Origin of the sequence: Ramlibacter alkalitolerans (assembly GCF_016722765.1) — a bacterium.
In the GTDB taxonomy this organism is placed as follows: domain Bacteria; phylum Pseudomonadota; class Gammaproteobacteria; order Burkholderiales; family Burkholderiaceae_C; genus Ramlibacter; species Ramlibacter alkalitolerans.
The window spans coordinates 1-13,395 of the sequence record NZ_JAEQND010000006.1 but is presented as its reverse complement, the minus strand read 5'-3'; the positions used below and the strand labels follow the sequence as shown (position 1 = coordinate 13,395).

At 67.9% G+C, this 13,395-nt stretch carries 14 protein-coding genes; 4 read left to right on the top strand and 10 right to left on the bottom strand.

Translation table 11 applies throughout. From position 1 onward, the window contains the following. Positions 1 to 34 precede the first annotated feature (34 nt). The 7 genes from JI746_RS11370 to JI746_RS11340 form a co-directional block, all read right to left on the bottom strand. Positions 35 to 1,117: a TRAP transporter substrate-binding protein gene (locus JI746_RS11370; RefSeq protein ID WP_201689565.1), complete on the bottom strand. Its 1,083-nt coding sequence runs from the start codon at positions 1,115 to 1,117 to the stop codon at positions 35 to 37. Between the two features lie 204 nt (positions 1,118 to 1,321). Further along, positions 1,322 to 2,401 (bottom strand): TRAP transporter substrate-binding protein, encoded by a 1,080-nt coding sequence (locus JI746_RS11365; protein WP_201689564.1) that lies wholly within the window; start codon positions 2,399 to 2,401, stop codon positions 1,322 to 1,324. Positions 2,402 to 2,678: 277 nt separating this feature from the next. Next, complete coding sequence (locus JI746_RS11360) at positions 2,679 to 3,758, bottom strand: TRAP transporter substrate-binding protein (protein WP_201689563.1); 1,080 nt, start codon at positions 3,756 to 3,758, stop codon at positions 2,679 to 2,681. Positions 3,759 to 3,947: 189 nt separating this feature from the next. Then, positions 3,948 to 5,039 carry a TRAP transporter substrate-binding protein gene (locus JI746_RS11355; protein ID WP_201689562.1) on the bottom strand — a complete coding sequence of 364 codons (1,092 nt, stop codon included), beginning with the start codon at positions 5,037 to 5,039 and terminating at the stop codon, positions 3,948 to 3,950. A gap of 256 nt (positions 5,040 to 5,295) precedes the next feature. After that, entirely contained in the window at positions 5,296 to 7,182 is a 1,887-nt protein-coding gene (gene dxs, locus JI746_RS11350) for a 1-deoxy-D-xylulose-5-phosphate synthase (RefSeq protein WP_201689561.1), read from the bottom strand. 16 nt (positions 7,183 to 7,198) lie between these two features. After that, positions 7,199 to 8,083 carry a polyprenyl synthetase family protein gene (locus JI746_RS11345; RefSeq protein ID WP_408004096.1) on the bottom strand — a complete coding sequence of 295 codons (885 nt, stop codon included), beginning with the start codon at positions 8,081 to 8,083 and terminating at the stop codon, positions 7,199 to 7,201. Positions 8,084 to 8,137: 54 nt separating this feature from the next. Then, positions 8,138 to 8,365 (bottom strand): exodeoxyribonuclease VII small subunit, encoded by a 228-nt coding sequence (locus tag JI746_RS11340; RefSeq protein ID WP_201689559.1) that lies wholly within the window; start codon positions 8,363 to 8,365, stop codon positions 8,138 to 8,140. A 137-nt stretch (positions 8,366 to 8,502) separates the two neighbouring features. Here JI746_RS11340 and JI746_RS11335 point away from each other — a divergent pair, with 137 nt between their 5' ends. Genes JI746_RS11335 through JI746_RS11325 form a run of 3 tightly spaced genes read left to right on the top strand, consistent with a single transcriptional unit; the run spans position 8,503 to position 11,446 of the window. Continuing rightward, positions 8,503 to 9,645 carry an aromatic ring-hydroxylating oxygenase subunit alpha gene (locus tag JI746_RS11335; RefSeq protein WP_201689557.1) on the top strand — a complete coding sequence of 381 codons (1,143 nt, stop codon included), beginning with the start codon at positions 8,503 to 8,505 and terminating at the stop codon, positions 9,643 to 9,645. Continuing rightward, complete coding sequence (locus tag JI746_RS11330; RefSeq protein ID WP_201689556.1) at positions 9,645 to 10,544, top strand: DMT family transporter; 900 nt, start codon at positions 9,645 to 9,647, stop codon at positions 10,542 to 10,544. Before JI746_RS11335 ends, JI746_RS11330 begins: the two co-directional genes overlap by 1 nt. A gap of 14 nt (positions 10,545 to 10,558) precedes the next feature. Continuing rightward, positions 10,559 to 11,446: a sulfurtransferase gene (locus tag JI746_RS11325; RefSeq protein WP_201689555.1), complete on the top strand. Its 888-nt coding sequence runs from the start codon at positions 10,559 to 10,561 to the stop codon at positions 11,444 to 11,446. 60 nt (positions 11,447 to 11,506) lie between these two features. Here the strand turns inward: JI746_RS11325 and JI746_RS11320 are convergent, their stop codons facing one another. Then, positions 11,507 to 11,920: a hypothetical protein gene (locus JI746_RS11320; RefSeq protein ID WP_201689554.1), complete on the bottom strand. Its 414-nt coding sequence runs from the start codon at positions 11,918 to 11,920 to the stop codon at positions 11,507 to 11,509. Positions 11,921 to 11,949: 29 nt separating this feature from the next. Here JI746_RS11320 and JI746_RS11315 point away from each other — a divergent pair, with 29 nt between their 5' ends. Beyond that, positions 11,950 to 12,372, top strand: coding sequence for a hypothetical protein (locus tag JI746_RS11315; protein ID WP_201689553.1), 423 nt, complete (start codon positions 11,950 to 11,952; stop codon positions 12,370 to 12,372). Positions 12,373 to 12,458: 86 nt separating this feature from the next. Here JI746_RS11315 and JI746_RS11310 read toward each other — a convergent pair whose 3' ends face one another. Both JI746_RS11310 and JI746_RS11305 read right to left on the bottom strand, forming a co-directional pair. Next, complete coding sequence (locus JI746_RS11310; protein ID WP_201689552.1) at positions 12,459 to 12,959, bottom strand: hemerythrin domain-containing protein; 501 nt, start codon at positions 12,957 to 12,959, stop codon at positions 12,459 to 12,461. A gap of 10 nt (positions 12,960 to 12,969) precedes the next feature. Then, positions 12,970 to 13,149 (bottom strand): hypothetical protein, encoded by a 180-nt coding sequence (locus tag JI746_RS11305; protein ID WP_201689551.1) that lies wholly within the window; start codon positions 13,147 to 13,149, stop codon positions 12,970 to 12,972. Between the last annotated feature and the right edge of the window lie 246 nt (positions 13,150 to 13,395).

The following is a 13,395-nucleotide window of genomic DNA, read 5'->3' as shown; positions in this document are numbered from 1 at the left end:
TCATCGCGGTGCGCAGCGCGCGGTCATCCGGTCATCAGACCTTGACCGAGGTCATGTACGTGTCGAAGCGGTACTCCGAGAAGCGGGTCCACAGGATCTGGTCGCGCTGGAAGGCGCGCATGTCCTGGTGGATCTTCTTGAACTCGGGCGACTTCGCCTCGTGTTCCGCGAACACCTGCATCGAGGCCTTCCAGCCCGCGTCCATGATGTCCTTGGAGAAGGGCATCAGCTTGGTCTTGGCGGCGACCAGGCGCTTGAGCGCGGTCGGGTTCACGGCGTCGTACTTGGCCGTCATGTCGCGCGCGGCGACGGCGCAGGCCGCCTCCAGGATCGCCTTGTTCTCGGGCGACAGCGCGGCAAGGGCCTTGGTGTTGACGAAGAACTCGAGCTCCGCGCCGCCTTCCCACCAGCCGGGGTAGTAGTAGAAGGGCGCGACCTTGTTGAAGCCCAGCTTCTCGTCGTCGTACGGGCCGACGAACTCGGTGGCGTCCAGCGTGCCCTTCTCGAGCGCCTGGTACACCTCGCCGGCCGGCATGTTCTGCGCCACCACGCCCAGCTTGGCCATCGCCTCGCCGAACAGGCCGCCGCCCATGCGCATCTTCAGGCCCTTGAGGTCGGCGACGGTCTTGATCTCCTTGCGGTACCAGCCGCCCATCTGGGTGCCGGTGTTGCCCGCGCTGAAGCTCTTGATGTTGTACTTGGCGTAGAAGGCGTCCATCAGCTTGCGGCCGTTGCCGTGCTCCATCCAGGAGTCCATCTGGCGGGCATTCAGGCCGAAGGGCACGGCGCAGCCGAACGCGAAGATCGGGTCCTTGCCGGTGAAGTAGTAGGGCGCGGTCTGCGCCATCTCGATCGTGCCGTTCTGCAGGGCATCGACCACGCCGAAGGGCGGCATCAGCTCGCCACCGGCATGCACGGAGATTTCGAACTTGCCGCCGGACAGCTCCTTGACCGTCTTCGACATGACTTCGGCGCTGCCGAAGATGGTGTCGAGCGACTTGGGGAAGCTGGAGGCGAGGCGCCAGCGCACGGCGGCCTGTGCATGCACCGCGGGCGCGATGCCGGATGCGAGCACGCCGGCGATGCCGGCGCGCTTGATGAGGGAACGACGGTCCATGGAAAAGGAGGAAGAGAGAGTGGTTGGAATGGGAAGGCGCGCGCATGATGCGCCGCGGTGCCCCGCAAAGCTGTCAGTAGCCTTGCACCGGTTTCAGCCACGGCTGACTTGACAGCCGATTCTGTAAAGCAAAAAGCCGCACAGCGTGCGGCTTTTTGCATGAGCTGATGACGGAATGACCTCGGCGCTGCGCGCCGCCAGTCATCAGAGCTTCTGCGACTGCATGAAGCGGTCGAAGGTCGCCTCGGTGAAGCGGAACCAGAGGTTCTGGTCCGAGCGGAACTTGGCGTAATCCTCGTACACCTTCTTCCAGCTCGGATTCTTCGCCGACAGCTCGTCGTACACCTGCATCGAGATCTTGAAGGCCTGGGTCATCAGGTCGTTCGGGAAGGCCCGCAGCTTGGCGCCGTTGCCCACCAGCTGCTTGAGCGCCACCGGGTTGCGGGCGTCGTACTTGGCCTGCATGTCCACGTGCGCGTGGCTGGAGGCGGCCTCGACGATCGCCTTGTATTCCGCGGGCAGCGCGTTGTAGGCCTTCTGGTTGATGAACAGGTCCACCTGCGGACCGCCTTCCCACCAGCCGGGGTAGTAGTAGAACGGGGCGACCTTGTTGAAGCCCAGCTTCTGGTCGTCGTACGGGCCGACCCATTCGGCGGCGTCGATGGTGCCCTTCTCCAGCGCCTGGTAGATCTCGCCGCCGGGGATGTTCTGCGGCACGCCGCCCATGCGCTCGACGATCCGGCCGGCGAAGCCGCCGATGCGGAACTTCAGTCCCTTGACGTCGGCGGCCGTCTTCAGCTCCTTGCGGAACCAGCCGCCCATCTGGGCGCCCGTGTTGCCGCCCGGGAAGTTGATGATGTTGTACTTGCCGTAGAACTCGCGCATCAGCTTCAGGCCGTTGCCTTCGTACATCCACGCCGTCATCTGCCGGCTGTTCAGGCCGAAGGGGATGGCGGCGCCGATCGCGAAGGTCTCGTCCTTGCCGAAGAAGTAGTACGGGACGGTGTGGCAGGCTTCGACAGTGCCCTTCTCGACGCCGTCGACGACGCCGAACGCGGGCATCAGCTCGCCGGCGGCATGCACGGAGATCTCGAACTTGCCCCCAGACATCGCCTTGACCTGGTTGGCGAACACCTCGGCGGCGCCGTAGATCGTGTCGAGCGACTTCGGGAAGCTGGAAGCGAGGCGCCAGCGGATGGCGGCCTGCGCATGCACGGCGGGCGCGACGCCCGCGGCGAGCACGCCGGCGATGCCGGCGTTCTTCAGGATGGAACGGCGATCCATGTTCGAACGATCTCCTTCGTTGTTGGGCGAGAGCCGCCGCATGATCGATGCCTGGGTATTCGGCAGGCTGTCAGCGGGCTGTCACGGCGGCCCTGGCGGAGGGAAAGAGAGCGTTCGTTGATCTGGAACAAGAAGGGCCCCTGTCGGGGGGCCCTTTTCACCGTCATCCCCGCGCAGGCGGGGATCCAGAGCACGCGCGCAGCGCGTGTCCTGGGCCCCCGCCTCCGCGGGGGTGACGGGGGAGGCGGGGGGTGACGGGGGAGGCGGAGCCGACGGTTTACAGCTTCTGCGCCTGCATGAACCGGTCGAACGTCGCTTCGGTGAAGCGGAACCAGAGGTTCTGGTCCGAGCGGAACTTCGCGTAGTCGCCGTACACCTTGTTCCACGCCGGGTTCTTGGCATTCAGCTCCTGGTACAGGGCCATCGACTGCTTGAAGGCGTCGGCCATCACGTCGGCCGGGAAGGGGCGCAGCTTGGCGCCCTGCGCGACCAGCTGCTTCAGGGCGGCCGGATTGCGCGCGTCGTACTTGGCCTGCATGTCCACGTGGGCGTAGGCGGAAGCGGCTTCGACCATCGCCTTGTTCTCCGCGCTGAGGGCGTCGTACGCCTTCTGGTTCACGTACAGGTCCAGCTGCAGGCCGCCTTCCCACCAGCCCGGGTAGTAGTAGTAGGGCGCGACCTTGTGGAACCCGAGCTTCAGGTCGTCATAGGGGCCGATCCATTCGGCGGCGTCGATGGTGCCCTTCTCCAGGGCCTGGTAGATCTCGCCGCCGGGGATGTTCTGCGGCACGCCGCCCATGCGCTCCACCACGCGGCCGGCGAAGCCGCCGACGCGGAACTTCAGGCCCTTGATGTCGGCGGCGGACTTGATCTCCTTGCGGTACCAGCCGCCCATCTGCGCGCCGGTGTTGCCGCAGGGGAAGCTGATCATGTTGTACTTGGCGTAGAACTCGCGCATCAGCTTCAGGCCATTGCCCTCGAAGCTCCACGCGCTCATCTGGCGGCTGTTCAGGCCGAAGGGGATCGCGCCGCCGATGGCGAAGGTCTCGTCCTTGCCGAAGAAGTAGTAGGGCGCCGTGTGGGCGGCCTCCACGGTGCCCTGCTGGACGCCGTCGACCACGTTGAAGGCGGGCATCAGCTCGCCGGCGGCATGCACCGAGACCTCGAACTTGCCGCCCGAGAGCTGCCTGACCTTCTGGGCGAAGACTTCGGCGCCGCCGTAGATCGTGTCGAGGGACTTCGGGAAGCTGGAGGCGATGCGCCAGCGGATGGCGGCCTGCGCGTGGACGGCGGGGGCGACGGCGGAAGCGAGGACGCCCGCGATGCCTGCGTGCTTGAGAACGGAACGACGGTCCATGAACTGCCCTGGAGTAGAAGATGTACCGCCGATGATGGTTCTGCCGCGGGCGGGCAAGCTTTCAGGGGGCTGGCACGCGGTGCTAGGGATTTCCCGCGGTATGTGGCGACTGGATGGCCCGTGTGCAGGCTGGCCCACCGATGCAAAAGGGGCCCGTAGGCCCCCTTTTGCATTCGATATCGCTCGCCCTCAGAGCCGCTTGGCCTTCACCTGCGCCTGCAGGAAGTTGTCCAGGCTCGCCTCCGTGAACTGGAACCAGAGGTTTTCCTCCTGGCGGAACTTGGAGTAGTCCGCGTAGATCTTCTTCCAGTCCGCGTTCTTGGTGCCGATCTCGTCGTACAGCGCCATCGACTGCTTGAACGCGGTGTTCATCACGTCCGCCGGGAAGGGCCGCAGCTTCGTGCCCTGGGCCACCAGCGTCTTGAGCGCATCGGGGTTGCGGGCGTCGTAGCGGGCCTGCACGTGGTGGTGCGCTTCGGCGGCGGCGGCCTGCACGATGGCCTTGTTCTCGGCCGACAGGGCTTCGAAGGCCTTGGTGTTGATCAGCACGTCGAGTTCGGGGCCCACTTCCCACCAGCCGGGGTAGTAGTAGAACTGGGCCACCTTGTGGAAACCGAGCTTGAGGTCGTCGTACGGCCCCACCCATTCCGCGGCGTCGATGGTGCCCTTCTCCAGCGCCTGGTAGATCTCGCCGCCGGGGATGTTCTGCGGCACGCCGCCCATGCGCTCGACCACGCGGCCGGCGAAGCCGCCGACGCGGAACTTCAGGCCCTTGATGTCGGCGATCGACTTGATCTCCTTGCGGTACCAGCCGCCCATCTGCGCGCCCGTGTTGCCGGCCGGGAAGTTGATGATGTTGTACTTGGCGTAGAACTCGCGCATCAGCTTCAGGCCGTTGCCCTCGTGCATCCACGCCGTCATCTGCCGGCTGTTCAGGCCGAAGGGAATGGCGCAGCCGAGCGCGAAGACCTCGCTCTTGCCGAAGAAATAGTAGGGCGCGGTATGCGCGCATTCCACGGTGCCCTGCTGCACGCCGTCGACCACGCCGAAGGCGGGCATCAGCTCGCCGGCCGCGTGGGTGGAGATCTCGAACTTGCCGCCCGTCATGGCCTTGACGCGATCGGCGAAGACCTCTGCGCCGCCGTAGAGCGTGTCGAGCGACTTCGGGAAACTGGAAGCGAGACGCCAGCGGATGGCGGCCTGTGCATGCACGGCCGGCGCGATGCCGGACGCAAGCACACCCGCGATGCCTGCATTCTTGATGAGCGATCGACGATCCATGGTGTCTCCTGGAATGAGTGGATGTTCCGCACCTTCGGTAGCGGCTCACAGGGACGCTCATTCTCGGAAATGACAGGGTTCTGTCAGCCCGTGTTTTCCCTTGCGGAACAGTCGGAATAGCAGGCGAGACCGTCGCGGGACGAAGTAGGCTGGGGTGACGCAGGAACCCCAGCGATCAGCGTCGCGCAGCAAGCTGGGGTTCGCGCGCTTCGCGGCTCACCGCCAGCCTACGGATTCCAGCCAGGCCAGACCCGGTTCAGGAAACCACCTTCAGGTTCGGCGCGGCGCGATCGAACATGCCGCCGAAGCGCGCGCGGATCGAGGCCTCGATGCCGGCGGCATCCAGGCCCTGCATCGCCAGCAGCCGGGCCGGGTCGCCGTGCGGCACGTACGTGTCGCGCAGGCCGAGTTGCAGCACCGGCTTGGCGATGCCGGCCGCCTGCAGCGCCTCGCTCACGGCGCTGCCCGCCCCGCCCATGATCGCGCCCTCTTCCACCGTCACCAGCGCGTCGTGGCTGGCGGCCAGCTGCAGCAGCAGCTCGGTATCGAGCGGCTTGACCCAGCGCATGTTCGCCACGGTGAGGTCCAGCCGCTCCGCCGCCTGCAGCGCCGGGTACAGCAGCGTGCCGAAGGCCAGCACGGCCACGCGCTGGCCCTGCCGCCGCAGTTCGCCCTTGCCGAAGGGCAGCGGCTGCAGGTTCGCCTCGACCGCGGCACCGATGCCGGCGCCGCGCGGATAGCGCACGGCCACCGGATGCTCCTGCTGGTACGCGGTGGTCAGCAGCTTGCGCGTCTCGTTCTCGTCGGCCGGGCAGGCGATGCTCACGTTCGGGATGCAGCGCAGGTAGGCGATGTCGTAGGCGCCGGCATGCGTGGGGCCGTCGGCACCCACCAGGCCGGCGCGGTCCAGCGCGAACACCACCGGCAGGTTCTGCAGCGCCACGTCGTGGATCAACTGGTCGTAGCCGCGCTGCAGGAAGGTGGAATAGATCGCCACCACCGGCTTCAGGCCTTCGCAGGCGAGGCCCGCGGCGAAGGTCACCGCGTGCTGTTCGGCGATGCCGACGTCGTGGTAGCGGTCGGGAAAGCGCTGCTGGAACTCCACCATGCCGGAGCCTTCGCGCATCGCCGGCGTGATGCCGACCAGCCGGTGGTCCTGCGCCGCCATGTCGCACAGCCACTGCCCGAACACCTGCGTGAAGGTCGGCTTGGGCGGCGTCGCCGGCTTGACCAGGCCCACGGCCGGATCGAACTTGCCAGGGCCGTGGTAGGCCACCGGATCGGCCTCGGCCAGCTTGTAGCCCTGGCCCTTGCGCGTGACCACGTGCAGGAACTGCGGGCCGCGCAGCTGCTTGATGTTCTGCAGCGTCGGGATCAGCGAATCGAGGTCGTGGCCGTCAATGGGGCCGACATAGTTGAAGCCGAATTTCTCGAACAGCGTGGCGGGGACCACCATGCCCTTGGCGTGTTCCTCGAAGCGCTTGGCCAGCTCGAACAGCGGCGGCGCCACGTGCAGCACCTTCTTGCCGATGTCCTTGGCCGCCGCGTAGAAGCGGCCGCTCATGAGCTGGGCGAAGTAGCGGTTCAGCGCGCCCACCGGGGGGCTGATCGACATGTCGTTGTCGTTCAGGATCACCAGCAGGTCGGTCTCGGCCACGCCGGCGTTGTTCAGGGCCTCGAAGGCCATGCCCGCTGTCATGGCGCCGTCGCCGATCACGGCGATGCAGTGGCGCTGCTCGCCCTTCAGGCGCGAGGCGACGGCCATACCCAGGGCGGCGGAGATGCTGGTGGACGAATGCGCGGTGCCGAAGGTGTCGTATTCGCTCTCGGCCCGCTGCGGGAAGCCCGCGAGGCCCCCGAGCTGGCGCAGGCTGGCCATGCGATCGCGCCGGCCGGTGAGGATCTTGTGCGGATAGGTCTGGTGCCCGACGTCCCACACGATGCGGTCGTGCGGCGTGTTGAACACGTAGTGCAGCGCGATGGTGAGTTCGACCGTGCCCAGGTTGGAGCTCAGGTGCCCGCCGGTGCGCGCCACCGATTCCAGCACGTAGGCGCGCAGTTCGTCGGCGAGCGGCCCGAGCTGCGGCCGCGGCAGCCGGCGCAGGTCGGCCGGATCGTTGATGGTTTGCAGCAGCGTTGCCATGGGGCTCTTCGTGTTGTCAGTTGTCCCGGTGTACCACCATCTCGGCGAGCGCGAGCAGGGCACGGGTATCGGCGAGACCGGTGGTCTGCAGCGCGGCGCGGGCCTGCTCCAGCAGTTCCCCGGCGTAGCTGCGGGCGCGCTGCAGCCCGAGCAGCGAGACGTAGGTGGGCTTGTCCTGCGCCGCGTCCTTGCCGGCGGTCTTGCCCAGCGTGGCGGAATCGGCGGTGACGTCCAGGATGTCGTCGACCACCTGGAAGGCCAGGCCGACGGCCGCGCCGTACTGCAGCAGGCCGGCCAGCGCCCGGGCGTCCGGCTCGCCGCAGGCCGCACCCATCATCACGCTGGCCTGCAGCAGCGCGCCGGTCTTCAGGCGGTGCATCTGGCGCAGTTCGGCCTCGCTGAGGGCCTTGCCCACGGCCGCGAGGTCGATCGCCTGGCCCCCGGCCATGCCGGCGTGGCCGGCGGCCTGCGCCAGCAAGCGGCACAGGCGCGCCTGGGTCCGATCGGAGATACCCGCGTCCGGCGGCGCCAGCAGCTCGAAGGCAAGCGCCTGCAAAGCGTCGCCGGCCAGCAGCGCGGTGGCCTCGCCGAACTGCACGTGCACGGTCGGTTTGCCCCGCCGCAGCACGTCGTTGTCCATGCAGGGCATGTCGTCGTGCACCAGCGAGTAGGCGTGGATCAGTTCGACCGCGCAGCCCGCGCGCAAAGCCGCGTCCTGGTTGCCGCCGACCGCCTCGCACGCGCCCAGCACCAGCAGCGGCCGCAGCCGCTTGCCCCCATCCAGCACGGCATAGCGCATGGCTTCGCCGAGCCGGGCCGGCGCGGCGACCGGAACCCAGGCGGACAAGGCATCTTCGGTGCGTTGCAGTCGTTCGGCCGACCAGTCCTTGAGATCAAAAATCAAAAGCCTCCCCCGGCCTCGTCCACCCCACGGCCGGTGGCCATGCGGCGCCCCTCATTCATTCGCCCACGGCTTGAGCACGCCGGCGTCCAGCACCTTGATCTGCTCCTCCACGGCCTGCAGCTTGTCGCGGCAGAACTTCAGCAGGTCGGCTCCGCGTTCGTAGCCGGCCAGGAGTTGCTCCAGCGGCAGCTGCCCGGACTCGATGCGGGCGGTGAGCTGTTCCAGCTCCTCCATGGCCGCTTCATAGCTGGCGGGCGGTTCGAACGGCGGCTTGGACATGAATTCTTCAGGGCGAAAGGCTGGATTTTAGTTGGACCGGCCCAAACTCGACCCGGAGGGTAGAATCCCCTCCCTTCCTGTCGCGCTCCTACGCGCGGCCCTGCCCCTTCATAGGGGGAGTCTCTAGGTCAGGTGAAATGTCTGATTTAAGTCTTCAGTTACAGCAGGCCGCAAGCCAACTCCCTGTACAAAGTTATTTCGACGAGGCGCTGTTCCGGCGCGAGTTGGAGCTCATCTGGCAGCGCGGGCCCCGTTACCTGGGGCATGAACTCGCGGTTCCCGAAATGGGCGACTACCACACCCTTGCCCACGAGGGCGAGGGTCGCGCGCTGCTGCGCACGCCGCGCGGCATCGAAGTGATCTCCAACGTCTGCCGGCACCGGCAGGCGGTGATGCTGCACGGCCGCGGCTCGGTGCACGAGAAGCCTTCCACGGGAGGGAACATCGTGTGCCCGTTACATCGATGGACCTACAGCGCCGGCCAGCACTGCCAGGCCGGCACGCTGATGGGCGCGCCGCACTTCGCCACCGATCCCTGCCTCAACCTGAAGAACTACGGCGTGCAGGTGTGGAACGGGCTGGTCTTCGAGAACAACGGCTTCGATGTCGACAAGGTGCTGGGCAAGCTCGGGCCGAAGGCTGACCTGGATTTCTCGGGCTTCGTCTATGACCGCACCGAGCTGCACGAGGTGGACTACAACTGGAAGACCTTCATCGAGGTCTACCTGGAGGACTACCACGTCGGGCCGTTCCACCCGGGCCTGGGCAACTTCGTCACCTGCGAGGACCTGCGCTGGGAATTCGGCCGCGAGTACTCGGTGCAGACGGTGGGCGTGGCCGGCAAGCTGGGCAAGCCCGGCTCGGACGTGTACCGCAAGTGGCACGACGAAGTGCTGCGCTTCCAGCAGGGCCGCGTGCCCAAGCACGGCGCGGTCTGGCTCACGCTCTACCCGAACGTGATGGTCGAGTGGTACCCGAACGTGCTGGTGGTCTCCACGCTGTATCCCAAGGGCCCGCGCAAGACGCTCAACGTGGTGGAATTCTTCTACCCCGAGGAGATCGCGGCCTTCGAACGCGAGTTCGTCGAAGCCCAGCAGGCCGCCTACATGGAGACCTGCGTGGAAGACGACGAGATCGCGCTGCGCATGGACGCCGGCCGCAAGGCGCTGCTGGAACGGGGCGACAACGAGGTCGGCCCCTACCAGAGCCCGATGGAAGACGGCATGCAGCACTTCCACGAGTGGTACCGCGAGACGATGGGGCTGTACGCCGGGGGCTGATGCAGGCCCTGTGGATGCTGGCCGCGTCGCTGTTCTTCGCGACGATGGCGGTGTGCGTGAAGATTGCCGCGGTGGCCTTCAATGCGTCCGAGCTGGTGTTCTGGCGCGGCCTCATCGGCATGGGCGTGATGGCCTTGTGGGCGCGCTCGCGCGGCACCTCCCTGGCCACCCACCACCCCGGCATGCACGCCTGGCGCAGCCTGGTGGGCGTGCTGTCGCTCGGCGCCTGGTTCTACGCCATCGCCGGCCTGCCTCTCGCCACGGCCATGACGCTCAACTACATGAGCGGCGTCTGGGTCGCCGCCTTCCTGGTGGGCGGCGCGCTGATCGCCTGGAACCCGCGCTCGGGCGCGCCGCTGCCGGGGCGCCAGGGCGTGCTCGCGCTGACGGTGCTGGCCGGCTTCGCCGGCGTGCTGCTGATGCTGCGGCCGACGATGGAGCAGCACCAGGTGTTCGCGGGCCTGGTCGGCCTGCTCTCGGGCCTGCTCTCGGCCTTCGCGTACCTGCAGGTGATGGCGCTGGGCAAGATCGGCGAGCCGGAGGTGCGCACGGTGTTCTATTTCGCGCTCGGCTCCGCGCTCGCCGGCGCCGTCGGCATGCTGGCCGGCGGCGTCTCGCCCTGGAGCTGGGGCAGCGCCGCCTGGCTGGTGCCGATCGGGCTGTTCGCGTCGCTGGGCCAGTGGTGCATGACGCGGGCCTACAGCCAGGGCGCGACGCTGGTGGTCGCCAACCTGCAGTATTCGGGCATCGTCTTCGGTGCGCTGTACGGCGTGCTGCTGTTCGGCGAGCGCGTGCCGCTCGCCGGCTGGGCCGGCATGGCGCTGATCGTGGCCAGCGGCATCGCGGCCACCATCCTGCGCGCGCGGGCCGCGCCGGACGCACCGGCGGAGGAACACTGACGCAGAATAGCCGCATGTACACCACGCTCATCTCCGCCGAGCAGCTCAAGGACCTGCTGGCCGCCAAGGCGCGCCTGATGGTGTTCGACTGCACCTTCGACCTGACGGACCCCGCCTCCGGCGAGAAGCAGTACCTGCAGGCCCACCTTCCCGGCGCGGTGTACGCGCACCTCGAACACGCGCTGTCCGATCCGCCGCAGCCCGACGCCGAGGGCAAGCTCCACCCGCCGCCGGATGCTGCCTCCGGTGGCCGCCATCCGCTGCCCAGCCGCGAAAAATTCGCCACCTGGCTGTCGGGCGTGGGATTCGCCAACGACATGCAGGCCGTCGTCTACGACCGCAACGGCAACAACTACTGCGGCCGGCTGTGGTGGATGCTCAAGTGGGTCGGCCACGACGCGGCGGCGGTGCTCGATGGCGGGCTGCAGGCCTGGCAGGCCTCGGGCGGCGAGCTGCGCTCCGGCGCCGAGCCCTCGCACTTCCAGTCGAATTTCGAGCCGGGACCGCCCCTGCGCAACCTGGTGAGCACGCAGCAGGTGGCGCAAGGGCTGGGCCAGCCGGCGCCGACCCTGATCGATGCGCGCGCCGTGCCGCGCTACCGCGGCGAGGTGGAGCCGCTCGACCCGGTGGCGGGGCACATCCCCGGTGCACTGAACCGGCCCTTCGCCAGCAACCTGGGCCCGGACGGCCGCTTCAAGCCGCCGCAGCAACTGCGCGCCGAATTCGAGCAACTGCTGCAGGGCCGCGACCCGCGCAGCGTGGTGCACCACTGCGGCAGCGGCGTGAGCGCCGTGCCCAACCTGCTCGCCATGGAGATCGCGGGCTTCGCGCCCACGGGCCTGTACGCGGGCAGCTGGAGCGAGTGGTGCCGCACGCCGGGCCTGCCGGTGGAAAAGGGCTGAGCGCGGCAAGAAAGAAAAACGCCAGTCCCCGGACTGGCGTAGCAGGGTGGCCGCCGCGGATCAGCGGTTGCCGACCGAACTTTTCGTCGTGGTGTTGGGGCTGCCATCGAGCGCGGTGTTGCCGCCGGCGCCCATGGCCGCGCCGCTGCCGGCCGCCGCCCCGTTATCGGCATTCAGGCCGCCGTTGAGGCCCTGGCCCGGCATCGCGTTCTGGCTCGCGCCCGCGGTACCGCTGCCGCTCGCACCGACCGGGGCGTCGCCGCCGGAGGATCCGGTGTGGGGCGCCGATCCGGCGATGCCCGATGGTCCGCCCGGCGGTCCGTCAGGTGCTGCCGGTCGGACGACCGCCGCTTCGTTGCCCGTGCCCGGATTGCCCGGGGCCACCGGATTGGTGTCCGCCTGCTTGCTGCAGGCACCCAGCGTCAGCGCGCAGGCAGCCGCCAGGATCGCGAAGGCGCTGGAACTGCTTGCCATGTCAGCGGGTCGTCGTGGTGTTGCTCGGCATGCTCGACGAGCTGCTCATGTCGGTGCTGGAGCCCGGGGTGGTCGTCGTGCTGCTGGCAGTGCCGGAGCTGCTCATGTCGGAGCTGGTGCCCGGGGTGGTGGTGCTGCCGGCGCCCATGGAGGTGCCGCTGCCGGTCGTGGTGTCGGTGCTGCCAGTCGTGCCCGTCGTGCCGGAGGTGCTGGCCGTGCTGCTGGAGGTGTCGCTCGGCGTCGTGGTGGTCGACGGCGTCGTGCTGGACGTGGTGGACGAGGTGCTCGAGGCATCGTCATGCTTGGAGCAGGCGCTCAGGGACAGGGCAGCCATCAGGGCCAGGGCAGCGCATTGCGCGATCGGAGACTTGATCATCAGGGAACTCCTTGAGGGGTTTATCGAGTGGATCGAGAGAGGCGACAGCGTTCCCGCTGCCTGCGGCTCACTTTAGTGGGGGGTGCAGGCCGGAATGTCGTCTGGCACTGTCGAAGGCTGTAGGACGAGGCACGGCAGCGCGTGGGGTTTGTCACAGCCTTTTCAAGGCCGGGCAAACCCGAGCGCATCGTCACGCAATGCATCAGGTTCCGCACGCAATTCGTCACGCCGGGCCGTGATCGAACGGCCGAGCGACTGCAGGTCGAGCCACGCTGCCCGCGCCCGGTTGAAGACCAGCTCCCGCTGGCTGAGCACGTGCTGCTCGAAGCACTCGGCAAGCTGCCTCATGCGGACTTCGTGCAGCGCATCCTCGGCCGCGGTGCACAGGACCTGGGCGATGCATTCGCGCTGGCGCGCATGCAGCGCGTCGGCCGCTTCGGCGAGCTGCGGATCGCGCAAGGCCTCCTGCATCGCGGGATGGAACAGTTCCTCCTGGAGCTTGGCGTGGATCGCCAGCTCCAGGCAGATCTCCTCGGCCAGCGAGCGCCGCTGCAGCGGCGTGGCAGACGTGCGCAGCAGCTCGCGCCAGGAAAGCAGCAGCGCATGGACGGCGAGATGGTCGCCATCCAGCAGGTCGATGGCATCAAGGTTTCGTTTGCGCACGGTGCGGCCGTCAGGGCTTGCCGCTGCTTTCGGCCTTGGTCTTGGCGAACTGCTTCATCACGGAGGCCGCGGGCGAGCCCCGGTTGGCGCCGGTGGCCGGCGGCTGCAGGTCGCGGGCGCGCCGGGTCGCGGCATCGCCGCTCTTGTCGGTGCTGCTGCGGCCGGAGCCGGGTTTTCGAGGCGTGGTCATGGGCATCTCCCTTCGTCGTAACTGTAGGCAGGGACCGCGCCCGGAGCTGTAGTCGGCTGCGGCTCGACGCTGTAGGAAAGCCGTCGAATGCCACCGTGTCCCCGTCACCCCCGCGAAGGCGGAGGGCGGTCTCAACCGGTCAATGCAACATGATTCATGTTGTGAAAGGCCGGAATGACATCGAGAAAAGATCGAGGGCTGGAGCCCGAGCAGAACGCCGAGATGTGGCGTCGCTGGAAGAACGGG